Origin of the sequence: Streptomyces flavotricini (assembly GCF_020639365.1) — a bacterium.
Taxonomy (GTDB): domain Bacteria; phylum Actinomycetota; class Actinomycetes; order Streptomycetales; family Streptomycetaceae; genus Streptomyces; species Streptomyces flavotricini.
On the sequence record NZ_JAINUL010000001.1, the window covers coordinates 7,151,506 to 7,173,453 of the forward strand.

At 74.2% G+C, this 21,948-nt stretch carries 19 protein-coding genes; 10 read left to right on the forward strand and 9 right to left on the reverse strand.

Features of this window, described 5'->3' with window-relative positions; translation table 11 throughout:
* Positions 1-14: 14 nt before the first annotated feature.
* Positions 15-1,049, reverse strand: a complete 1,035-nt coding sequence (locus tag K7B10_RS32715; RefSeq protein WP_229342209.1) for a DUF8017 domain-containing protein — start codon at positions 1,047-1,049, stop codon at positions 15-17.
* Positions 1,050-1,144: 95 nt separating this feature from the next.
* Between K7B10_RS32715 and K7B10_RS32720 the strand changes: the two genes are divergently transcribed.
* The 4 genes from K7B10_RS32720 (at position 1,145) to K7B10_RS32735 (ending at position 5,281) form a co-directional block, all read left to right on the forward strand.
* Complete coding sequence (locus K7B10_RS32720) at positions 1,145-1,597, forward strand: DUF4442 domain-containing protein (protein ID WP_189973593.1); 453 nt, start codon at positions 1,145-1,147, stop codon at positions 1,595-1,597.
* Between the two features lie 139 nt (positions 1,598-1,736).
* Positions 1,737-1,937 (forward strand): type II toxin-antitoxin system VapB family antitoxin, encoded by a 201-nt coding sequence (locus tag K7B10_RS32725; protein WP_229345588.1) that lies wholly within the window; start codon positions 1,737-1,739, stop codon positions 1,935-1,937.
* 122 nt (positions 1,938-2,059) lie between these two features.
* Positions 2,060-4,576 carry a glycoside hydrolase family 3 protein gene (locus K7B10_RS32730; protein WP_229342223.1) on the forward strand — a complete coding sequence of 839 codons (2,517 nt, stop codon included), beginning with the start codon at positions 2,060-2,062 and terminating at the stop codon, positions 4,574-4,576.
* A 57-nt stretch (positions 4,577-4,633) separates the two neighbouring features.
* The gene (locus tag K7B10_RS32735; protein WP_229342225.1) at positions 4,634-5,281 is read left to right on the forward strand and encodes a DedA family protein; all 648 of its coding nucleotides are present in this window, start codon (positions 4,634-4,636) and stop codon (positions 5,279-5,281) included.
* Between the two features lie 31 nt (positions 5,282-5,312).
* Here the strand turns inward: K7B10_RS32735 and K7B10_RS32740 are convergent, their stop codons facing one another.
* Positions 5,313-5,864 carry a gamma carbonic anhydrase family protein gene (locus tag K7B10_RS32740; protein WP_229342228.1) on the reverse strand — a complete coding sequence of 184 codons (552 nt, stop codon included), beginning with the start codon at positions 5,862-5,864 and terminating at the stop codon, positions 5,313-5,315.
* 137 nt (positions 5,865-6,001) lie between these two features.
* On the opposite strand from K7B10_RS32740, the gene K7B10_RS32745 reads away from it, so the two are divergent.
* The gene (locus K7B10_RS32745; RefSeq protein WP_229342231.1) at positions 6,002-6,781 is read left to right on the forward strand and encodes an acyltransferase; all 780 of its coding nucleotides are present in this window, start codon (positions 6,002-6,004) and stop codon (positions 6,779-6,781) included.
* A 4-nt stretch (positions 6,782-6,785) separates the two neighbouring features.
* On the opposite strand, the gene K7B10_RS32750 is transcribed toward K7B10_RS32745, so the two are convergent.
* Positions 6,786-7,652 (reverse strand): DMT family transporter, encoded by an 867-nt coding sequence (locus K7B10_RS32750; RefSeq protein WP_229342234.1) that lies wholly within the window; start codon positions 7,650-7,652, stop codon positions 6,786-6,788.
* A gap of 93 nt (positions 7,653-7,745) precedes the next feature.
* Positions 7,746-8,150 (reverse strand): CoA-binding protein, encoded by a 405-nt coding sequence (locus tag K7B10_RS32755; RefSeq protein ID WP_229342237.1) that lies wholly within the window; start codon positions 8,148-8,150, stop codon positions 7,746-7,748.
* Positions 8,151-8,335: 185 nt separating this feature from the next.
* Here K7B10_RS32755 and K7B10_RS32760 point away from each other — a divergent pair, with 185 nt between their 5' ends.
* The 3 genes from K7B10_RS32760 (at position 8,336) to K7B10_RS32770 (ending at position 13,259) form a co-directional block, all read left to right on the forward strand.
* Positions 8,336-8,962, forward strand: coding sequence for a YigZ family protein (locus tag K7B10_RS32760; RefSeq protein ID WP_229342258.1), 627 nt, complete (start codon positions 8,336-8,338; stop codon positions 8,960-8,962).
* Positions 8,963-9,084: 122 nt separating this feature from the next.
* Positions 9,085-10,251, forward strand: coding sequence for an exonuclease SbcCD subunit D (locus K7B10_RS32765; RefSeq protein ID WP_229342261.1), 1,167 nt, complete (start codon positions 9,085-9,087; stop codon positions 10,249-10,251).
* Positions 10,248-13,259, forward strand: a complete 3,012-nt coding sequence (locus tag K7B10_RS32770) for an AAA family ATPase (RefSeq protein WP_229342284.1) — start codon at positions 10,248-10,250, stop codon at positions 13,257-13,259. Before K7B10_RS32765 ends, K7B10_RS32770 begins: the two co-directional genes overlap by 4 nt.
* Here K7B10_RS32770 and K7B10_RS32775 read toward each other — a convergent pair.
* Positions 13,249-13,695 carry an Lrp/AsnC family transcriptional regulator gene (locus tag K7B10_RS32775; protein ID WP_229342287.1) on the reverse strand — a complete coding sequence of 149 codons (447 nt, stop codon included), beginning with the start codon at positions 13,693-13,695 and terminating at the stop codon, positions 13,249-13,251. The two genes, K7B10_RS32770 and K7B10_RS32775, sit on opposite strands and share 11 nt — an antisense overlap.
* A 94-nt stretch (positions 13,696-13,789) precedes the next feature.
* Between K7B10_RS32775 and K7B10_RS32780 the strand changes: the two genes are divergently transcribed.
* Positions 13,790-14,329 carry a rhodanese-like domain-containing protein gene (locus K7B10_RS32780; protein ID WP_229342290.1) on the forward strand — a complete coding sequence of 180 codons (540 nt, stop codon included), beginning with the start codon at positions 13,790-13,792 and terminating at the stop codon, positions 14,327-14,329.
* Between the two features lie 86 nt (positions 14,330-14,415).
* Here the strand turns inward: K7B10_RS32780 and K7B10_RS32785 are convergent, their stop codons facing one another.
* The 4 genes from K7B10_RS32785 to K7B10_RS32800 form a co-directional block, all read right to left on the reverse strand.
* Positions 14,416-16,143, reverse strand: coding sequence for a DUF885 domain-containing protein (locus K7B10_RS32785; RefSeq protein WP_229342293.1), 1,728 nt, complete (start codon positions 16,141-16,143; stop codon positions 14,416-14,418).
* 161 nt (positions 16,144-16,304) lie between these two features.
* On the reverse strand, positions 16,305-17,759 hold the full coding sequence (locus tag K7B10_RS32790; RefSeq protein WP_229342296.1) for a GNAT family N-acetyltransferase: 1,455 nt from the start codon (positions 17,757-17,759) through the stop codon (positions 16,305-16,307).
* A gap of 237 nt (positions 17,760-17,996) precedes the next feature.
* Complete coding sequence (locus K7B10_RS32795; RefSeq protein ID WP_229342298.1) at positions 17,997-19,592, reverse strand: alkaline phosphatase D family protein; 1,596 nt, start codon at positions 19,590-19,592, stop codon at positions 17,997-17,999.
* Positions 19,593-19,698: 106 nt separating this feature from the next.
* A complete protein-coding gene (locus tag K7B10_RS32800; RefSeq protein WP_229342302.1) occupies positions 19,699-20,550 on the reverse strand; it encodes an alpha/beta fold hydrolase in 852 nt (283 codons plus the stop codon).
* 277 nt (positions 20,551-20,827) lie between these two features.
* On the opposite strand from K7B10_RS32800, the gene K7B10_RS32805 reads away from it, so the two are divergent.
* A complete protein-coding gene (locus K7B10_RS32805) occupies positions 20,828-21,598 on the forward strand; it encodes a GntR family transcriptional regulator (RefSeq protein WP_229342304.1) in 771 nt (256 codons plus the stop codon).
* Positions 21,599-21,948 lie beyond the last annotated feature (350 nt).

Here is a 21,948-nt window from a genome sequence, read left to right on the forward strand (position 1 = left end):
GTTCGGCCCGCGGGTCAGCTGTTGCTGGCGGTGCCGTTGAGGCGCACCGAGCTGAGGATCTTGTCCATCGTCTCCTGCGGGACCTCGCCCTGGACGCCGGCGGCGCTGTAGAGGATCCAGCTGGAGAAGTCACCGTTGGCGGTCTTGAAGCTGAACGCGATGGACTTGCCGTCGGAGGAGCACTTGTTCTCCTTGGGCACGCCGATCGCCGTCGCGGTCGCCATGTGGCCCTTGAGGCCGGAGGACGTGGTGTACTCCTTCGGCTCCGAGACCTTCACGGTGCCCTTGGGCGCCTTCTGCGCGTAGGCGGCGTACGCCCAGTTGCCGGCCTCGTTCTTCACCGCCTCGGCGGTGTCCTTGGCGCCCTGGCCGCCCTTGGTGCCGGTGCCGGCGAGTCCGGTCGACTCCTCACGGCCGTCCTTGTTGGAGTCGATCTTGCACCAGTCCTCCTTGAGGAAGGCCGGCGCGGAGAAGCTGATGATCGGCATGCCGTCGTTCTTGCTGTCGTCCGTGAAGCCCGAGATGACGCCGGCGCTCGCGACGTTCCACTCCGGCGGGACGTCGAAGGCGGTGCCGTACTTGGGGTTGAGGACGACCTTCCAGCCCGGGATCACCGGCTTGACGTCGCCGCCGGAGCGCGGGTTGGCGCCGGGCGAGGCCGGGGCCTCGGACGCGGCCGGGGCCGAGGAGGACGCGGCGGGCTTGCTGTCGGCCACGTCGTTCTTCTTGTCGTCCCGGGTCAGGACGAACGCGCCGGTGCCGGCCGCCGCCACGACGACCGCGGACGCGGCGACGATGGCCACCGTCTTCGTCGAGAAGGGGCTACCGCCGCTCTTCGGCTGCTGCACGGGCTGCTGCGGCTGGCCCCAGGGCTGCGTCTGCGGTTGGGGCTGGTAGTCGGCCTGCGGGTATCCGTACCCGGGCTGCTGCTGGTAGGGGTTCGGCTGCTGTCCCGGCTGCGCCGGCTGCCCCTGCTGCTGGTACGGGTTCTGATGCGCGTCCTGAGGGTTCTGCTGTCCCCCGGGCGGCTGCTGCTGTCCTGGCCACATGGCCGGTAACGATAGTGGGCGTGCATGTCGGGAGGCACGTCCGCCCCGTGTGAAGGTCTGGCCAGGGTGTCTACTCGTGGGTAACATTGCATCTCATGAGCGCAGATCAGATGAACGTGGGCGAACTGCTCGCCGCGACGGTGCCGATGGCCCGGACCCTGAACCTCCAGTTCCTGGAGACCACCCCCGAGCGTGCGGTCGTCCGGCTGCCGGACCAGCCCGACTACCACAACCACGTGGGCGGCCCGCACGCCGGCGCCATGTTCACCCTCGCCGAGTCCGCGAGCGGCGCGATCGTCCTGGCCGCCTTCGGCGACCAGCTCTCGCGCGCCGTGCCCCTCGCCGTCAAGGCCGAGATCGGCTACAAGAAGCTCGCCAAGGGCGTCGTGACGGCCACCGCCACCCTCGGTCGCCCGGCCGCCGAGGTCGTCGCCGAACTCGACGCGGGCGGCCGCCCCGAGTTCCCCGTCACCATCGCCATCCAGCGCGAGGACGAGGCCGTCACCGGCGAGATGACCGTCGTCTGGACCCTGCGCCCCAACGCGTAACCGCGCGCCCGCCGGCGCAGCCGCCGGCCCCGGACCCGCCCGAGGACGAGAGCACCCGCGTCCTCGGGCGGGTTCCGTGTTTTCGGGGGTGGGGGCGCGGGCAGGGCTGGAGTCCGCGGGTGACGAACCGGAGGTGGCCGTGGCCAAGGTGGACATCGAGCTCGACGCCGAGCTCGTGGTGGAGGTGATGGTCCTCGCCGGGATCGGCTCGCCCCAGGACGCCGTGGAGGCCGTCGTGCGGGACTACATCGCGCGCGGGCACCGCACCGAGGCGCGCGTACGGGCGCAGGACGGACCCCGCCGCCAGGCCGATGCCGCGGAGCCGCCGCCGCAGGGCTGAACTCGGCGCGGCGGTGGCGCGTCCGGCCGGGCCCGGGCGGGGCGGCGGCGCACAGTGGGCGGCGGGAGCGGTCCGGCGCGGGCCGCTCCCGCCGACCCGAGCCGCAGCCGCAGGGAGCGCCCATGAGCGAGGCCGTGTCCAGACGCCGCGCGATCGGGCTGCTCGCGGCGGCGGGCGCCGCCCTGGGAGCCGGCGGCTGCGTGGCCGCGGTACCGACCGGCGGCCCGGGCCCCCGAAAGCCCTCGCCGTCCGCCGCGGCGACCGGGGCCGCCGCCGGCCGGCCCGGCAGTGCCGCCCGCATCGACGCCCTGCTGGAGCGGCTCACCCTGGAGGAGAAGACCGCCCTGCTGCACGGCGGCCCGGACCCCGCGCCCCTCGGGCAGGCCGGGTACGTCCCCGGCGTACCGCGCCTCGGCATCCCGGCGCTGCGGCTCGCCGACGGCCCGGCCGGGGTGCGGGTCGCGCGGCCCGCCACCGCACTGCCCGCCCCCGTCATGCTGGCCTCCGCCTTCGACCCGGCGCTGGCCCGCGAGTACGGCAGGGTCATCGGCCGCGAGGGCCGGGCGCTCGGCCAGGACGTACTCCTCTCCCCGATGGCCAACCTGATCCGCACCCCCTACGCCGGGCGGAACTTCGAGACCTTCGCCGAGGACCCGCGGCTGACCGCGGACCTCGTCGCGGAGGTGGTCCGCGGCATCCAGGACGAGGGGCTCATCGCCACCGTCAAGCACTTCGCCCTGAACAACCAGGAGCAGGGCCGCGACACCGTCGACGCCATCGCAGGCGAACAGACCCTGCACGAGACCGAGCTGCGCGGCTTCGAGGCCGCCGTCGCCGCCGGGGCCGGCGCGGTGATGGGCGCGTACAACAAGGTCAACGGCACGTACGCCTGCGAGAACAAGCCCCTGCTCGACGAACTGCTCCGCGGGCGCTGGGGGTTCGGCGGCTGGGTGATGTCCGACTGGAACGCGGCCCACAGCACGGTCGCCGCCATCGGCGCCGGCCTCGACATGGAGATGCCCGGCGGCACCCACTTCGGCTCCCCGCTCCAGCAGGCGGTGCGCGGCGGAACCGTCCACGAGGACACCGTGGACCTCGCGGTACGCCGGATCCTGACCACCATGGACCGGTTCGGGCTGCTCGCCGCACGCCCGCCGGCCCGGCCCGCCCGCGACGCCGCCGCCGGGGCCCGGGTCGCCCGCAAGGTCGCGGCCGCGGGCGCCGTACTGCTGCGCAACGAGCACGCGACCCTGCCGCTGACCGGCGCCTCGGCCCGCTCGATCGCCGTGATCGGCCCCACAGGGCAGGTGCCCTTCGTCGGCGGCGGGGGCAGCGCGCACGTCCTCGCCGACCGGGCGCCCGGCCCGGTCGACGCCATCAGACGGCGCGCCGGCAACGGCAGTACGGTGCGCTACGCGGTCGGCGAGGACCTGTACGGCCGCCCGCTCCCGGCGAAACTGCTCGACCCACCCGCCGACCTGGCCGACCGGCGTGTGGAGGCCGGGCGGAGCTGGAGCCACCAGGGCGAGTTCACGCTCACCGCGGACGAGGAGTGGACGCTCCTCGTCCACCACACCGGGAAGCGGCCCGCCGTACGCCTCGACGGCGAGGAGCTCTTCCCCGTCCGGCCCGGCGTGGCCGAGCAGTTCGCCGGCGGCCTCCTGGGCGCCGCGCCCGACGGGCTCGCCGTCCGCCGCCGCACCCTCTCCCTCACGGCGGGCACCCACCGGCTCGCCGTCTTCGCCGAGGGCGGGGCCAGAGGGCAGCGCTTCCGGCTGCGGCACACCACGAACGCGACCCGCGCCGCCGACCTGGCCGAGGCCGTGAAGGCCGCCGAGCAGGCACACAGCGTCGTGCTGTTCGCCTACGAGGACGCCACCGAGGGCACCGACCGGACCTCGCTGGGGCTGCCGGGCGGGCAGGCGCGGCTGATCGAGGCGGTCGCCGCCGCGAACCCCCGCACCACGGTCGTGCTGAACACCTCCTCCAGTACGACCATGCCGTGGCTCTCCCGCACCGGGGCGGTCCTCCAGATGTACTACCCGGGCCAGGAGGGCGCCGCGGCCACCGCAGACCTCCTCTTCGGGGACGTGGACCCGGGAGGCCGGCTCACCCAGACGTTCCCGGCCGACGAGCGGGCCACCCCGGTCGGCGGTGACGCGCTGCGCTACCCGGGGGTGGGCGGGCGGCAGGAGTACGCCGAGGGCGTGCACGTCGGGCACCGCTGGTACGACGCGCAGCGCGTGGCCCCGCTGTTCCCGTTCGGGCACGGGCTCTCGTACACGACCTGGGAGTACGAGAACCTGACCGTCCGGCCGGAGCGCGGCGGCCTGCGGGTCGGCTTCACGGTCCGCAACACCGGAAACCGCAAGGGCACCGAGGTGGCCCAGGTGTACGTCGGCCCCTCCGCGGAGCTGAAACTCGACCAGCCGGTGCGCGCGCTGGCCGGCTACCGGCGGCTCACCCTGGAGGCCGGCGAGGCCCGGCAGGTGGTCCTGGACATCGACGCCCGCGCGCTGTCCTCCTGGGACCCCGAAGCACACGCCTGGGTGCTGGGTTCAGGCCGTCGTGAAGTGTTCGCGGGCCGTTCCTCGCGCGAACTCCACCTGAGGGCAAAGGCTGTGGTCACGAGCAGATAGGCTGCCCGTTCGGCGTGTCACAGGGGACGCGCCGCCGCGATACGGGAGGACGTACCGGTGCACATCCAGGAATGGCTGGAGACGATTCCGGCGGTCAGCATCTATCTCCTGGTGGGTCTGGTCATCGGGCTCGAGAGCCTCGGCATCCCGCTGCCGGGAGAGATCATCCTGGTCAGCTCGGCGCTGCTGGCCTCGCAGCACGGCGAGATCGACCCCGTGGTCCTGGGGATCTGCGCCTCCACCGGCGCGATCGTCGGCGACTCGATCGGCTACGCGATCGGGCGCAGGGGCGGCAAGCCGCTGCTGGAGCGGCTCGGGCGCCGCTTCCCCAAGCATTTCGGTCCGGATCACGTGGCCCAGGCGGAGCGCGCCTTCGAGAAGTGGGGCATGTGGGCCGTCTTCTTCGGACGGTTCGTGGCCCTGCTGCGGATCTTCGCCGGTCCGCTGGCCGGCGTCCTGCACATGCCGTACTGGCGGTTCCTCGTCGCGAACATCCTCGGCGGGATCCTCTGGGCGGGCGGCACCACGGCCGTCATCTACTCGATCGGCATCGTCGCCGAGCCCTGGCTGAAGGGCTTCTCCTGGGTCGCGCTGGTGCTGGCCCTGGTGATCGGCCTCACGGTGACGATGGTGCTGCGCAGCCGGATGAAGAAGGCGGCCGCGGCCGCTGCCGCAACGGAGACGGCGGCCGCCGCGGCCGAGTAGCCGGCCGCGGGCCACGGGCGCCTGCGCAGGGCTACTGCGGGGGCTGGACGGCGGCGCGGTGCTGCTCGGCCAGGTCCGCGTACATCAGGGCGTTGACCTTGATGCCCTCGCGCTCCTCCTCGGTCAGCTCGCGCCGCACCTTCGCCGGCACGCCCGCGACCAGCGAACCGGGCGGGACCACCATGCCCTGCGGGACCAGGGCCTGCGCGGCGACCAGCGAGCCGGCTCCGATCACCGCGCCGTTCAGGACGGTGGCCCCCATGCCGATGAGGCAGTCGTCCTCGACGGTGCAGCCGTGCACCACCGCGTTGTGGCCGATGGAGACGCGCTCGCCGATCGAGACGGGGAACCCGGGGTCGACGTGCAGCGTGCAGTTGTCCTGCACGTTGCTGTCCGCGCCGATCGAGATCGGGCCGCAGTCGGCGCGCAGCACCGCCGAGTACCAGAGGCTCGAGTTCGGGGCCATCGTGACCTCGCCGAGGACCACCGAGGTCGGTGCGGTGAAGGCCGTGGGATCGATCTGCGGGCTCTTGCCGCCCACGCCCGCGACGAGTGCCCGGCCCCGGTCCGCGTGATACGTCATGTTCTCTTCCTCAGTCCTGTGTGCTGGAGTGCCCTGCGTGTCGCGCTATCGGCACGGTAGGGCACGGCGCCGGCCCGACCGGCGATGGGGTGAAGATCACGGCGCGCTCCGGGCGCCCGGCGCGTTACGGTGACCCGGTGCCGAAGAACCAGAACACGTTCTCATCGCAGACGGCCCTGACCGCCCTGGCCGCCCTGCGCCGCAGGCTCGCCAACCGCGCGGTCCACGCCGGCTGGCGCTGGATGCAGCAGGCCGGTGCGGTCACCGCGCAGACGCCCGGCCGGCTGCGCTTCGGCGCGATCGGGCACGGCACCCGCCTCGCCTTCCCCCAGGGCACGGTCTTCGGCGAACCGTGGATCCGCCTCGGTGACCACTGCATCATCGGCGAGCAGGTCACGCTGACCGCCGGGATGATGCCGGGCCTCGACCTCGGAACCGAGCCGGTGCTCGTACTCGGCAACGGCGTCGTGCTCGGCCGCGACACCCACGTGATAGCCGACACCCGGATCACCATCGGGGACGACACCTTCTGCGGGCCCGGGGTGTACATCACCTCCACGAACCACAGTTACGACGATCCGCACGAGCCCGTCGGCAAGCAGTGGCCGCGCAGCGCCCCGGTGGAGATCGGCCCGGGCTGCTGGCTCGGCACGGGCGCGGTGATCCTGCCGGGGGCGCGGCTGGGCCGCAACGTGGTGGTGGCCGCGGGGGCCGTCGTACGGGGCGAGGTGCCGGACCATGCGGTGGTGGCCGGGGCGCCCGCACGGATCGTGCGCCGGTGGCAGCCGGAGACGGGCTGGCAGCCGCCACTGCGGACCCCGGCGCCGGTGCCGATCCCGGAAGGGGTGACGCCGGAGCAGCTGCGCGCGGTGGCGCTGCTGACGGAGGTGGAGCAGCCCTCGGCGGAAGCGCTCTAGAAGGTCAGCCCGCGGCGAGCAGGACCGTTCCCGCGAGGGCCAGTCCGGCGCCGGCCGCCTGGACCGTCCGCAGCCGCTCCTTGAGGACGGCGAAGGCCGCGAGCGCCGTGATCACGGGGTAGAGCGAGGACAGCACGGCGGCCACGGTCACCGGTCCGTGCTGGGCGGCGACGGAGTACGTGCCGTTCGCCGCGACGTCGGCGAGGCCGACGAAGGCCAGCGCGGGCAGCAGCGCCCACAGGATCTGCGGGCCCGTCCCCGCCGGCAGGGCCGGAGCGCCGCGACGGGTCCGCACCCACAGGGCCGCGCCGCCCGCGGCGACGTTGGTGACCCGCTGGACGAACAGGGCGAGGAACAGCCCGGTGACGCTGCTCGACGCCTGAGCGATCAGGGCCATCACGGCGCCGAAGCCGAAGGCCGCGATCAGCGTGAGCACGACCGCCTGGCGCTGTACGGGCGCGCCGCGCAGCTCCGGGCCGCCCGCGAGGACGATGCCCACGACGGCCACCGCGATCCCGGCGAACTGCCCGGGCCCGGGCCGCTCGCCCAGGACCAGCCCCGCGGCGACGGGCACGACCACCCCGAGCGAGCCGAGCGGCGACACCACGCCCATCGGCCCGAGCGCCAGCGCCTTGTAGAAGCTGAGCATCGCCACCGGCCCGACCAGCCCGGCCGCGACCGCGAACCACAGCTGCGGCCCGGCCTCCCGCCAGGCCCCCGTGCCCAGGACGACCGCGCCGAGCGCGATCACCGCGAGGACCTGGGAGGCCACGACCACGGTCAGAGCCGGCAGCCGCCGGGTCAGCAGCCCGCCGCCGAAGTCGGCGAGACCCCACAGCAGGGCTGTGGCCAGGGCGAAGAGGGCGGTCATGGCAGGGGCCTCGCAGGAAGGGAAGTGCAGTCGGAACACCCAGCACGGTAGTTCAGGCGCGCCCCGCCACCGCGGACGGGTCCCGCGGGCGCCTCAGAGCGCCGGGATCTCGATGGCCGGGCAGACGTCCATCACCATCTCCAGGCCGGCCGCGCGGGTCCGGGCGCAGGCGGCCTCGTCGATCACGCCGAGCTGGAACCAGACGGCGTCCGCCCCCGCGGCCACGGCCTCGTCGGCGACGGCCCCGGCCAGGTGGCTGTTGACGAAGACGTCCACCACGTCCACCTTGAACGGGATCTCCGCGAGCGAGGCGTACCCCCGCTCCCCGTGGACCGTCTCCGCCTTCGGGTGCACGGGGACGACCCGCTTCCCGAACCGCTGGAGCGTGCGGGCCACGCCGTAGGCCGCCCGGTCCCGGTTGTTGGACAGCCCCACCACCGCCCACGTGTCGCCGAGCTCGGTGAGGATCTTGCGGATGGTTGCCGGGTCGCCGTACACGGATGCCGCCTCCTGTTGCCTTCCGGTGCGGCCCGCCACCGCGGCCCGCACCCGTGATCAACCGACGGCCCGCACGCCCGATTCCCGCCGGCCCTCCGGTCGCCGACGCGGCTGCGGCAGAGGTGGACGGTGGCCCCGGTCCCCGTCCGGCCGGGGCGGTCCCGGGCACGGCTTAGGGTGGAGCGGTGAAGGCAGACCAGTACGTGACGGTGGCCCGGGAGGGCGTGCACGAGGCGGAGATCAACCGCTCGCGGTTCCTGTGCTCGCTCGCGCCCGCCGCGACGGAGCAGGAGGCGCAGGAGTTCATCGCGCGCGTCCGCAAGGAGCACCCCACCGCCACGCACAACTGCTTCGCCTACGTCGTCGGGGCCGACGCCTCCGTCCAGAAGGCCAGTGACGACGGGGAGCCCGGCGGCACCGCCGGGGTTCCCATGCTGCAGATGCTGATGCGCCGGGACGTGCGCTACGCCGTCGCCGTCGTCACCCGCTACTACGGCGGCGTGAAGCTCGGCGCCGGCGGGCTCATCCGGGCCTACGGGGGAGTCGTGGGCGAGGCCCTCGACGCGCTCGGCACCGTCACCCGCAGGCGCTACCGGCTCGCCACCGTCACCGTGGACCACCAGAAGGCAGGCAAGACCCAGAACGACCTGCGCTCCACCGGCCGGACCGTGGTGGACCTGCGCTACGGGGCCGCGGTCGAGATCGAGGTCGCCCTGCCCGAGGCGGACCTGCCCGCCTTCGAGGCCTGGCTCGCCGACACCACGGCCGGGAGCGCCACCCTCACCCTAGGCGGGGAGACGTACGCGTCCTGAGGACGTGGCCCGGGGGCCCCGGTGACGCGTTAGCGTAGAGGGGCTCAGTGAGCGGGAGACGACCGGGACGACCAGGGGGACGGAAGAAACATGTGCGGCGAGACGTCCGGCGGGGCCGGCGAGTGAGGCTCCTGCACACCTCCGACTGGCACCTCGGCCGGTCCTTCCACCGCGTGAACCTGCTCGGGGCCCAGGCCGCGTTCATCGACCACCTGGTCGAGACCGTCCGCGAGCACGAGGTCGACGCCGTCCTCGTCGCCGGAGACGTCTACGACCGGGCCGTGCCCCCGCTGCCCGCCGTCGAGCTGTACGACCGGGCCCTGCACCGGCTCGCCGACCTCGGCGTGCCCGCCGTGATGATCTCCGGGAACCACGACTCCGCCCGCCGGCTCGGCGTCGGCGCCGGGCTGATCGGCCGGGCCGGGATCCACCTGCGGACCGACCCCGAGGGCTGCGCCGACCCCGTGGTGCTGGCCGACGTACACGGGGAAGTGGCCCTGTACGGACTGCCGTACCTGGAGCCCGCCCTGGTGAAGGACCGCTTCGGCGTGCGGAAGGTGAGCCACGAGGCCGTGCTGGGCGCGGCCATGGACCTGGTCCGGGCCGACCTCGCCACCCGCGCCCCCGGCACCCGCTCCGTCGTCCTCGCCCACGCCTTCGTCACCGGCGGGCTGGCCAGCGACAGTGAGCGCGACATCGCCGTGGGCGGGGTCGAGGCCGTGCCGGCCGCCGTCTTCGACGGGGTGGACTACGCGGCGCTCGGACACCTCCACGGCTGCCAGACGATCAACGAACGGGTCCGCTACTCCGGTTCCCCGCTCGCCTACTCCTTCTCCGAGGCCGATCACCGCAAGACGATGTGGCTGATCGACCTCGGCCCGGCCGGGGAGATCACCGCCGAGCGCATCGACACGCCCGTGCCGCGCCCGCTCGCCCGGCTCCGCGGGCGGCTCGACACGCTGCTGGAGGAGGCCGCGTACACCGCGTACGAGGACTCCTGGATCGAGGCCACCCTCACCGACCCGGTGCGCCCCGAGGACCCCATGGCCCGGCTCGCCGCCCGCTTCCCGCACACCCTCAGCCTCGCCTTCGACCCCGAGGGCCGCGAGGAGTCCGGCGCGGCCTCGTACGCCCAGCGCCTCAAGGGGCGCAGCGACCAGGAGATCGCCGAGGACTTCGTCGCCCACGTGCGCGGCGGCGGGGTCGCTGACGAGGCCGAACGGGCCGTGCTCCAGGGCGCCTTCGAGGCCGTACGGGCGGACGACAGCCGGCAGGAGACCCGCCGATGAGGCTGCACCGGCTCACGATCACCGCCTTCGGGCCCTTCGCCCAGCCCCAGGAGATCGACTTCGACGCGCTGTCCGGCGCCGGGATCTTCCTGCTCCACGGACCCACCGGCGCGGGCAAGACCTCCGTCCTCGACGCCGTCTGCTACGCCCTGTACGGATCGGTGCCCGGCTCCCGCCAGGCCCCCGGCACCAGCCTGCGCAGCGACCACGCCGACGCCGGGATCCCGACCGAGGTCACCCTCGAACTCACCGCGGGCGGGCGGCGCCTGGAGATCACCCGGCGCCCCGAGCAGGACCGGCCGAAGAAGCGCGGCACCGGCACCACCAAGGACAAGGCGCAGAGCTGGCTGCGCGAGCACGACGGGGAACGCTGGCAGGGACTCAGCCGTTCCCATCAGGAGATCGGCGAGGAGATCGAGCAGCTGCTCGGCATGAGCCGCGAGCAGTTCTGCCAGGTCGTCCTGTTGCCGCAGGGCGAGTTCGCCAAGTTCCTGCGGGCCGACGAGGCGGCGCGGGGCCGGCTGCTGGGCCGGCTCTTCGACACACGCCGTTTCGCCGCCGTCGAGCAGCTGCTCGCCGAGCGCCGCCGGGCCGCCGAGGCCAAGGTCCGGGCCGGTGACGAGAAGGTGCTCGGCACCGCCCAGCGGCTCGCCCAGGCCGCCGGGGACAGCGCCGACCTGCGCGCCTGGCCGCTGCCCGGACACCAGCCGGGCGACCCCGGGCTGGCCGGGGCCATCCGGGCCTGGGCCGCCGTCGCCCGCTGCGCGGCCAGGGAGCGGCTGACGGTCGCCGAGTACGCGCTGGCCGCCGTCGAGGGCCGGCACGCCGCCGCCCGGCGGGCCGCCGGGGAGGCGCGGGAGCTCGACCGCCTCCAGCGCCGCCACGCGGAGACCTCCCGCCGCGCCGCCCTGCTCGCCGAGGCGGAGCCCGAGCGGGAACGGGTCCGCGCCCTGCTGGACCGGGCCCGCCGGGGAGCCCTGGTGGCCCCCGCCCTGGAACTGCGCGGAGCCGCGTCGGCGGCCCACCTGTCCGCCGCCCACGCCGAGGCCGCTGCCCGCGCGGAACTCCCGCCGTCCCTCGCCGAGGCGGGCACCGAGCAGCTGTCCGCCGTGGAGCAGCGGCTGCGGGAGGACCTCGGTGCGCTCGGCGCCGCCCAGCGGGCGGAGCAGCGCAGCGCCGAGATCGGCCGCGAGCGGGCCACCCTGGAACGGGAGGCCCGCGACGCCGAGGAGCAACTGCGGGACTCCGCGGACTGGCTCGACCGCTGGGAGGCCACCCGGGCCGCGCTGGCCGAGCGCGTGGACGCCGCCCAGCAGGCCGCGACCTTGGCCGAGCAGCTCGCGGGCCGGCTGGAGCCGGCCCGGATGCACCTGACCGCGGCCCGTCGCCGGGACGAGCTGGACGGCGCCGCGGAGCGCGCCGAGGGCGAACTGCTCTCCGCGCGCGAGGAGTCGACCGCCGCCCGGGAGCGCTGGCTGGAGCTCAAGGAGGCCCGGCTGCGCGGGATCGCCGCCGAGCTCGCCGAGGCGCTGGTGGCGGGTCAGGCGTGCACGGTGTGCGGATCGGCGGAGCACCCCGCTCCGGCGCGGCCGGCCCCCGGGCACGTGGACCGGGCCGCCGAGGACGCCGCGCACGGCCGCTACGAGCAGGCCGAGGAGCGGCGGGCCGCCGTCGAGCGCAAACTCGCCGCCGTCCAGGAGGCCCGCGCCGAGGCCGCGGCCGCCGCGGGGGAGTCCACCACCGGTGAACTGCTCGCGCTGACCTCGGACCTGAGCTCCCGGCACGCCGCCGCCCATGCCGCGGCGGCCGGGCTGCACTCCGCCCGGGAGCGGCTGGCCGGCGCCGAGCGGGAGCACGCCGTACGCAGCTCCGACCGGCTCGACGCCGAGCGCCGGGCGGCAGGCAGGGCCTCCCGGCGCGAGGCCCTGGACCGGGAGCAGGCCGCGCTGGAGGCCGAGCTGGCCCTCGTACGGGGGGACGCGCCCACGGTGGCGGCCCGCGCCCGGACCCTGGAGGACCGGGTCCGGATGGTCACGGGCGCCGCCGCCGCGCTGCGCCGGGCCGAGGACACCGCCGCCCGGCTCAAGGAGGCCGACGCCCAGCTCGCCGACGCCGCCTTCAAGGCCGGCTTCGACACCATCGAGGCCGCCGCCGACGCGGTCCTCCCGGACTACGAACGCACCGCGCTCCAGCGGAGGCTGGACGCCTGGCAGGCGGAGGAGGCCATGCTGGCGGACCGCCTCGGCGAGACCGACACCGCCGCGGCCGCGACCCTGCCCCCGGCCGCGCCGGACGCCGCCGAGGCGTACGAGGCCCGGGCCGCGGCGAAGCTCCGCACGGCAGGATCCGCCGTGGACGCGGCCCGAGTGCGCTGCGCCGAGCTGGACCGGCTCTCCCGCCAGACGGAGCAGGAGCTGCGCGCGCTCGGCCCGCTGCGCGAGGCGTACGACCGCGTGGCCCGGCTGGCCGGACTGACCGCGGGCACCTCCGCGGACAACGAACGCAAGATGCGGCTGGAGGCGTACGTACTGGCCGCCCGGCTGGAGCAGGTCGCCGCCGCGGCGACGGTACGGCTGCTGCGGATGTCCGGCGGCCGCTACACCCTCGTCCACTCCGACGCCAAGGCGAGCGGACGCGGGCGCTCTGGCCTCGGGCTGCACGTGGTCGACGCCTGGACCGGCAGCGAGCGGGACACGGCGACGCTCTCGGGCGGCGAGACCTTCTTCGCCTCCCTCGCCCTGGCGCTCGGCCTGGCCGACGTGGTCACCGACGAGGCCGGCGGCATGCGCCTGGACACCCTCTTCATCGACGAGGGATTCGGCAGCCTCGACGACCAGGCGCTCGACGAGGTGCTCGACGTACTGGACTCGCTGCGCGAACGGGACCGCAGCGTAGGCATCGTGAGCCACGTCGCCGACCTCCGGACCCGCGTCCAGGCCCAGTTGGAGATCGTCAAACAACGCGGCGGCTCACTGGTCCGCCACCGCACCGCGTCCCTCACGGACTGAGCGGGCGGCGGGAGAGCGGCGAGGAGTAGACGATGCTGGTGGTGACGGAGCCGAGGCCCGCGATCCGGCCCGCGACCTCCTCCAGATGTCCCATCGAGCGGGTGGCGACCTTCAGCACGAAGCAGTCGTCGCCCGTGACGTGGTGGGCCTCCAGGATCTCCGGGGTGGCCTCCAGCAGGTCGTGGAAGGGCTTGTAGTTGCCGTGCGGATAGCGCAGCCGGACCAGCGCGAGGATGGACTTGCCCAGCTTCTCCGGATCCACCACGGCCGTGTACCCGGTGATCACGCCCGCCTCCTCCAGACGGCGCACCCGCTCGGTGACCGCGCTCGCGGACATCGAGACGGCGCGTGCGAGATCGGCGAAGCTGGCCCGGCCGTCCTCTTGGAGGGCGGTCAGAATGCGCCAGTCGGTGGCGTCAGGGGAATGATCGGTCATGAGCGAGGTGTAGCAGTGGAATCCCCGGTCGAACAAGAGGAAGGCCGGGGAAAGGCGCTTCCCGGGATGATCGGCGGCTCGTAGATTCGGAGCCATGACGACGACACCGAACAGCGCCGCCCCGGCCCCCGCCCCCGCCGCCACCCCCGCTCCCGCCGCCAACCCCGTGCTCCGGGTGCCCCCGGCCGCCCCGGCCGCGGCCGCCGCCTACTTCGCCGCGAGCCTCGCCTTCCACGCGGACGTGTCCGACGTCGCCGCCGCCTTCAAGGCCCACCGCGAGCAGGGCGCCGAGCTCGGCTTCCAGCTCGTCGACTCCCGTTCCACCCCGGCCTGGGACCAGGCCCACGTGCCCGGCGCGGTCCACCTGCCGACCGCCCTCATCCCCGAGCAGGCCGAGCGGCTCCTCGACAAGACCCTGCCCGTGGTCACGTACTGCTGGGGCCCCGGCTGCAACGGCGGCGCCCGCTCGGCGCTCGCCCTGGCCCAGCTCGGCTTCCAGGTCAAGGAGATGCTCGGCGGCATCGAGTACTGGATCCGCGAGGGCTTCGAGGTCGAGACCTGGCAGGGCAGCGAGCAGCGCGCCGAGGCGGACCCCCTGACCGCGCCGACCGACTCCGGCGACTGCGGCTGCTGAGGACGCGCTCCCGCGCCGGGAACGCCGTACGGGCCGCCCGCTCCCTCCACGGGGAGAGGGCGGCCCGTACGCGTGAGCGCAGCCGGTCAGAGCTTCGACAGCTCGTCCACCAGATCGTCCAGACCCAGCGAGCCCTGCGACAGCGCCGCCATGTGCCACGCCTTCAGGTCGAAGGAGTCCCCGTGCGCGGCGCGGGCGTTGTCCCGCCCGAGCAGCCAGGCCCGCTCGCCCAGCTTGTAGCCGATCGCCTGGCCCGGCATCGACAGGTAGCGGGTCACCTCGCTCTCGATGAAGTCCGCCGGCCGGCCGCTGTGCAGGCCGAAGAACTCCTGGGCCAGGTCCACCGTCCAGCGCTCGCCCGGGTGGAACGGCGAGTCCGCCGGGATCTCCAGGCCCAGGTGCATGCCGATGTCCACGATGACCCGCGCGGCGCGCATCATCTGGCAGTCCAGGTAACCCAGGCGCTGCTCGGCGTCCTTGAGGTAGCCCAGCTCGTCCATCAGGCGCTCCGCGTACAGCGCCCAGCCCTCGCAGTTGGCGCTGACCCAGCCGACGGTGGACTGGTAGCGCGAGAGCTGGTCCGCGACGTGCGTCCACTGCGCGAGCTGCAGGTGGTGGCCGGGAACGCCCTCGTGGTACCAGGTGGAGACCAGGTCGTACACCGGGAAGCGGGTCTGGCCCATCGTCGGCAGCCAGGTGCGCCCCGGACGGGAGAAGTCCTCCGAGGGGTTCGTGTAGTACGGGGCCGCCGCGCCGCCCGGCGGGGCGATCATGGACTCCACCCGCTTGACGCGTTCGGCGAGCTCGAAGTGGGTGCCGTCGAGGTTCTCGATGGCTTCGTCCATGAGGCCCTGGAGCCAGGCCCGGACCTCGTCCACGCCCTCGATGTGGGTGCCGTGCTCGTCGAGGTGGGCCAGCGCCTCCCAAGGACCCGCCCCCGGAAGAATCTTGGCGGCCTCGGCCTTCATCTCGGCGAGCAGCCGGTGGTATTCGGCCCAGCCGTAGGCGTACGCCTCGTCCAGGTCCAGGTCCGTTCCGTTGAAGTACCGCGACCAGCGGGCGTAGCGCTCGCGGCCCACCTGGTCCGGTGCATCGGCGACGGCGGGCGCGTACACGTCGCGCATCCAGTCGCGGAGCTCGGCGACGGCCGCCGTGGCTCCGGCGGCCGCCTCCTCCAGCCCGGCGAGCAGCGCTTCCGGGCCGCGGGACGCGAGTTCGCCGAAGAAGGCCTCTCCGCTGCCGTCCGCCCCGGCGCCGCCCTCGCCGTCTTCGCCCGCCCAGGTGGTGAGCTGGTCGATGAAGGTGGCGGTGGCGCGCGGACCCCCGTACAGGCCGCGCTGCAGGCCCAGTCCGAGGCTCTCGCGGTAGCCCGCGAGGGCGGCGGGGACCGCGCGCAGCCGCTCGGCGATCGCCGCCCAGTCCTCGTCCGTTTCGGCCGGGGTCAGGGTGAAGACGTCACGGACGGCGTGCGCGGGCGAGTGGATGTTGCTGACGGTCCGCAGGTCCTCGTCCGCCTCGTACACCGCGAGTTCCGCGGTGAGGCGCTCGCGCAGCAGGCGGCCGCAGCGGCGCTCCGCGTCGCTGTCCGCGCCGGGCAGCCGCTCGGCGGCGTCGAGGCGGGCGAGGGTGGAACGGGACAGCTCGGCGGCGGCCGCACGGCCGGCCGGTGAGAAGTCCGGGAGCCGGCTGGAGCACGCGGCGACACCGAGATAAGTGCCCGTGATCGGATCGATGGCAATGAGGTCGTCGACGTATGCGTCGGCGACCTGGCGGGGCAGCCGGGAGGCGCTGTCGCTGCGAAGGGTCTCTGACATGCCGCCATCTTCGTACGAGGGAAGGCCCCGCGTCATCACCGTTCGCTGTCAGCCTCCTGACGTGCACGGGAGCGGCGGAGCCCGGTTCCGCTCCCGTGCGGTCAACGGCGTTGGTCGGGGGTTGGGTTCACGCCGGCCGGCGGATCCCGGGCTTGGCCGGCTCAGCGCGGGTGCCGGCCGCCGTACGACTGCTGCGCGCGCGGGGCCTCGTACGGGCTCCGGGAGGCGACCGGCTTCGCGTCCAGCCGGGCCGTGATCACCAGAGTGCCGTCCTCGATCTGGTAGTCGAGGGGGAGGCCGAGGCCGCGCATCGCCGCGACCATGCCGGTGTTGGCGGCCTGGGTGACGGCGTACACGCTGTTGCAGCCGGTCTCGACGGCCATCGCGATCAGGCGGCCCAGGAGTTCGGAGCCGATCCCGCGGCGCTGCCAGTCGTCCTCGATCAGGAGCGCGACCTCGGTCTCGTCCCCGTCCCACAGCAGGTGACCGAGGGCGACGAGCTTGCCGGACGCGGTGGTGGCGGCGAGCGTACGGCCGAACCGGGGGCTCAGCAGGTGGCCGAGGTAGCGGTCGGCGTCGGCCACGGGCCCGTGGTAGCGCAGGCCCAGGGTGCGCTCGGAGCAGCGGTCGTGCATCGCGCGGGCGGCGGCGAGGTCGGAGCCGTCGGCCCGGCGGACGGTGATCTCGTTGCCCTCGGGCAGGGTCAGCACGTCCTGGCTGCGCGGGACGCGGGGGCCGAGCCGCGCGTCGAGCTCGACCAGGGCGCGGGCCCGGGCGAACTCGGTCGGGGTGAAGGGCAGGTAGGGGCGCTCCACGGTGATGGCGCCGCCCGAAGGGTCGCGCAGCCGCATCACCGTGGCCTCCAGGACGCCTTCGACCGGGGCGTCGGCGCCCGCGTTGGGGCGGCCGGAGAGGGTGGTGGCCGGGATCGAGTGGATGGTGCAGCGGCCGAGCAGCTGGCGCAGCGCGAGGGGCAGCTCGGCGGCGTCCAGGGCGGTGCGGGTGGCCAGGCCCAGGACGCGGGTCGGGGTGTCGACGAGGTCGTGCGCGTCGGCGCGTTCGATCCACGTGCTGCGGCCGCCGGACCCGGCGATGGCGCGCGAGAGGTCGGCGGCGGCCAGCCGCTGCGGGGCGCGCAGCAGGAACTCGTCGACGGTGCCGCCCTCGGGGAGCGGATGGGTCTGGAGGGTCAGGATGTCGACCTCGTGACGGGCGAGGGCGCTGCAGATCGCGGCCAGGCTGCCGGGCTCGTCCCGTACCGTCGTCCGCATCCGCCACAGGGAGGTCGTGGCGGCGGTGGCGCTCTCGGAGCCGGACTCCGACGCGTCCCCGGACGCGGCCGGGACGGCGCCCGGGGCCGGATCGGAGGTCGCCGTGGTCGGCGGCGGGGCGTGGCTGTTGTGGCGGCGTGCCCACCAGGTGTGGAAGGCCGTCGTGACGAGGAGCGCGACCGCCGAGGCGATGAGCAGGACCGGACCGTGGGGGCCGTGCGCGACGAGATTGGCGATGCCGTCGGCGACCGCGACGGCGCAGAACAGCGCGGCCAGTTCGACGAGGTCGCGGCGCCAGTGGTGGCGGTGGTGGCGGTGGGCGGCGGCGTGGTTGCGTTCAGTCATGCATGCCACTGTGACGCAGGGGTGTTGCGTGATCACGAACGATCTGTGTCCGCCTGGTTAAGTATCCGTCTGGCCGATTTCGCCCGGTTTTCGAGTGCGGTGCAGGCATCCGGAATCCGTGCGGCGGACGGTGGCCGGCGGATGCCGGCCCGGGTCCGGCGGCCCCGGGAATGCCGGGCCCCGGACGGGCGTCGCCGGGGTCCCGGGCAGGTCCAGGAGCCCCGGGACCGGCGGCCGTTACTGGCCCACGCGTCCTGGCTGCAGCGAGGTGGTGAAGAGTACGCCGCCTGACTGGCGCCGCAACCGGACGGTGAGCTCCCCGCTCTCGCCGTCGATCTGGATCTCCCCGTAGTACGGGGGGTTCTCGGACGGTGACATGTTGGCGAGCGGAGCCGACTGGACGTACGCGGTCTCGGGGCCGAAGGTGGCGTCGAGCTTCCCGGCGGGGAACCCGCCCGCGCCGATGGGACCGGAGACGAACTCCCAGAACGGCGCGAAGTCGGTGAACGCCGCCCGCTCCGGGGCGTAGTGGTTCGCGGCCGTGTAGTGGACGTCGGCGGTGAGCCAGAGGGTGCCCGTGATGCGCTGGTGCTTGATGTGGCGCAGGAGTTCGGCGATCTGGAGCTCACGGCCGAGCGGGGCGCCCGGGTCGCCCTGGGCGACGGCCTCGAAGTCCTCGGTGCCGTCGGCCACGACGATGCCCAGCGGCATGTCGGAGGCGATGACCTTCCACATGGCGCGCGAGCGCGACAGCTCGCGCTTGAGCCAGGTCAGCTGCTCCTGACCGAGGATGCCGATCGGGTCCACGGTCTGGCGGCCGGGGGAGTTGGGGTCGCGGTGGGTGCGCATGTCGAGGACGAAGACGTCGAGCAGCGGCCCGTACCGCATCACCCGGTACATCCGGCCCTCGGCGCGGCCGCCGCGGAGGTCGGTGACCGGGAAGTACTCGCCGAAGGCCCGGCGGGCGCGGCTCGCGAGGGTGTCGACGTCGCGCACGGTGTAGCGGGGGTCGTCGATCACCTGGCCGGGGTACCAGTTGTTGCGCACCTCGTGGTCGTCCCACTGGGCGAGGACCGGCACCTGGGCGTTGAAGTCGCGCAGGTTGCGATCGAGCAGGTTGTAGCGGAAGTTCCCGCGGAACTCGTCGAGGGTCTCGGCGACCTTGGCCTTCTCCTCGGTGGTGATGTTGCGCCAGATGCTGCCGTCGCGCAGGGGGACGGAGGCGAGGATCGGTCCGTCGGCGTAAATGGTGTCCCCGCTGAACAGGAAGAAGTCGGGGTCGCGCTGGCGCATCTCGTCGAAGACGCGGTAGCCGCCGAGGTCCGGGTTGATGCCCCAGCCCTGGCCCGCGAGGTCTCCCGACCACAGGAAGCGCACGTTGTGGCGCCGGGATGCGGGGGTGGTCCGGAACGTGCCGCGGACCGGCTCGCTCGTGCGGCGCGGGTCGTCCGGGTCGGCCAGGACCACCCGGTAGTGGATCTGCTGCCCGGGCGGGAGGTCGCGCAGGGTGGTGGTGCCGGTGAAGTCGGTGGCGGGGCCGAGGAACGGGCCGCCGTGCCGTCGCACGCCGTAGCGGAACGACTCGCTCGGGGAGGTCTCGGCGTACATCCGCGCCGGCCGGTCGGAGCGCGTCCATACGGTGGCCGAGTGCGCGGTGATCTCACCGGACTGGGTACCCCACGGCGCGCTCGGGCGCCCGGAGCGGGTGAACGCCGCGGCGGCGGTGGGCGCGGCGAACGCGGGCGCGGCGAGCGCCCCGGACAGGGCGAGGCCCACCGGAACGGCGAGTGAACCGCCGAGCAGGGACCGTCGGGTGTGCGGAATCGGTGCCATCGGAGCGTCTCCAGGGGCCGGCGGGGACGGGTCGGACCAGTGTGCCGTCGCACATCGGCCCGCCCGCGTCGCCCAACCGAACCGTGGATGAACAGCCGTCAGCCGCTCAGGCCGATTGGCCGGTTGTGGCGCGCACCGTGTCCAGAACCACCCGGCAGACCAGCGCCGGGTCGTCGTTCATCGGTACGTGGCCGCAGCCGCGCAGCCGGATCAGCCGGGCGCCCGGGACCGTGTGCTTGGCGCGTACGCCCTGGCGGGGCAGGAGCAGCCGGTCGCGGGAGCCCCAGGCGATGGTGACCGGCAGGCCGGGCACGTCCGAGGTGAACCGTACGGAGCGGCCGGCGGCCAGAGTCTCCTCGAAGCCGGTGGCCTCGCGCAGGGCGAGGGTCTCGGCGACCACGGCCTCGGGGGAACGGCGGGCCGGGTGGGCGTAGATGGTGCCGGTGAGCGCGGCCCGGCCGGCGGCGCTGCGCGAGAGCCGCTCGAGCGTGGAGTGGGGCAGCGTGAGCGCGCCGACGCGCATCGCGCGCAGGGTGGCGAAGGCGTACTTGCGCTCGGCCTCGGTCCAGAAGCCGGCGGGGGAGAGCGCGGTGACCGAGCGGGCCAGGTCGGCGCGGCCCATCTCGAGGGCGAGGAGCCCGCCGAGGGAGTTGCCCACGACGTGCGGGCGCTCGAGGCCGAGGGCCGCGCAGAGCGAGCCGAGCGCGGGGACGAAGGTGCTCAGGCTGTACGGGACCCCCTGCGGTAGCGGCTCCGAGGCGCCGAAGCCGGGCAGGTCGACGGCGATGACGTCGTGCTCGGCGGCCAGGATGTCGGTCACCGGGTGCCAGGCCTGGAGGTGGTGGCCGATGCCGTGCAGCAGGAGAAGCGGAGCGCCGGCGCCTTTGCGCTCGTAGGCGACGGTGGCGGTGCGGGGGCCCAGCGGCGATTCGATCGGGAAGGAGACCGTGGCGGTCATGCTGCTCCTTGCTCCTCGTGTGAGACAGGCTGTCAGTAATGACTACCGTCCGGTAGCCCGGCGGGACAAGCCTCTGGCGCGTGTCGGACGAGCGAGAACATCGCATGAACGGCTTGATACGTATGCCCGATGTGCCCGGTAAAGGGGTGAGGATTGGTCTTGACCAAGGGGGTGCGCCGTCCTATCGTCGCAGGGATAGTGCAGGAACCTTTAATAAACAAGGGCGCGGAACTGCCGCTGGAACACGGCGATTGCAGCGATGGCAGGAGGAGTCAGGGTGGGGACCACGCAGCTCGAAACGGTGCCGGAGCCTAAGTACTGGCACCTCAAGACCGTCCTCAGCGAGGCGCTCGACCAGGACTTCGCGGTGGGCGAGGTCCTGCCGAACGAGCGTGAGCTCGCCGCCCGCTTCGGAGTCGCCCGCGCGACCCTGCGCCAGGCTCTGGAACAGCTCGAACTCGAAGGACGGCTGCAGCGCCGCCGCGGGGTCGGCACCACCGTGGCCCCGCCCCGGGTCGGCGTGGCCGTCGCCAGCGCGGGACAGAGCTGGCCCGGCGAGAGCGCCGACGGCTGGGAGGTCGTGGACGCGGACGTGACCGACGCCGCCCTGCCGTCAGCCGCCGTCCTGAAGCTCCTGGGCGGTGCCGGCGCCGACCAGCCCGTGCACACCGTGCGGCGGACCCGGGTCTCCCACGGACAGGCCGTCGCCGCCGAGCTGCTGTACGTGCCGGCCGCATCCGTGCCCGGCCTCTCCGCCATCGACGCCCCGGCCGGACCGGCCCGCGCGCGGGCCGTGCTGCGCGAGCTCCAGCGGCTCGACCTGGACGGGCAGGACCGCTCGGTGGAGCTCGGCTCGGCGCGTGCCGACGACGCCAAGGAGCTGGACCGGTTGCCGGGTGCGCCGGTGCTCGTCGTCACCACCCGGTACTTCACGGCCGTGGGAACGGCCGCCGTCTCGGTGGCCACGTACCGCGCGGACACCTGCCGCCTGACCTTCGGCGACTCGGTCGACGTGGAGATAACGCACGAAGCCCGTGTAGCCTCCTGATCCCTGATCTCCGCGGCGGCCCCGCCCCGCCCGAAACGGCCCGTCCCGGCTCCGGCCCGGGCCGGGCCGTTCGCGTGTGCGGCTGACGACGGGGAAGGAGCGCCGCGCCGAGCAGGGGACGCCGTGTCCGCCGGGGAGGCGCAGTACCCGGCCGGCGGATCATGGCCGCGGGGGCGGCGCCTGGCACGGAGCCTCGCCGCGTTGCCGAAACATTCCGACAGCTCTGCTATCGAGACCGCTCCGGCGCCTGGCGACGCACCGGACCGGACGTCGCGACCTACCCGGGCCTGATCCGCCGGACGGCACCAGCCCGCGGGAGCCGGCCGCGACGCGATCGGCGCCGGGCAGCG

Coding starts and splice junctions, on each gene's coding strand:
- K7B10_RS32715 (WP_229342209.1), bottom strand. CDS start 1,049: ATGTGGCCAGGACAGCAGCAGCCGCCCGGGGGACAGCAGAACCCTCAG.
- K7B10_RS32720 (WP_189973593.1), top strand. CDS start 1,145: ATGAGCGCAGATCAGATGAACGTGGGCGAACTGCTCGCCGCGACGGTG.
- K7B10_RS32730 (WP_229342223.1), top strand. CDS start 2,060: ATGAGCGAGGCCGTGTCCAGACGCCGCGCGATCGGGCTGCTCGCGGCG.
- K7B10_RS32740 (WP_229342228.1), bottom strand. CDS start 5,864: ATGACGTATCACGCGGACCGGGGCCGGGCACTCGTCGCGGGCGTGGGC.
- K7B10_RS32750 (WP_229342234.1), bottom strand. CDS start 7,652: ATGACCGCCCTCTTCGCCCTGGCCACAGCCCTGCTGTGGGGTCTCGCC.
- K7B10_RS32770 (WP_229342284.1), top strand. CDS start 10,248: ATGAGGCTGCACCGGCTCACGATCACCGCCTTCGGGCCCTTCGCCCAG.
- K7B10_RS32775 (WP_229342287.1), bottom strand. CDS start 13,695: ATGACCGATCATTCCCCTGACGCCACCGACTGGCGCATTCTGACCGCC.
- K7B10_RS32780 (WP_229342290.1), top strand. CDS start 13,790: ATGACGACGACACCGAACAGCGCCGCCCCGGCCCCCGCCCCCGCCGCC.
- K7B10_RS32785 (WP_229342293.1), bottom strand. CDS start 16,143: ATGTCAGAGACCCTTCGCAGCGACAGCGCCTCCCGGCTGCCCCGCCAG.
- K7B10_RS32790 (WP_229342296.1), bottom strand. CDS start 17,759: ATGACTGAACGCAACCACGCCGCCGCCCACCGCCACCACCGCCACCAC.
- K7B10_RS32795 (WP_229342298.1), bottom strand. CDS start 19,592: ATGGCACCGATTCCGCACACCCGACGGTCCCTGCTCGGCGGTTCACTC.
- K7B10_RS32800 (WP_229342302.1), bottom strand. CDS start 20,550: ATGACCGCCACGGTCTCCTTCCCGATCGAATCGCCGCTGGGCCCCCGC.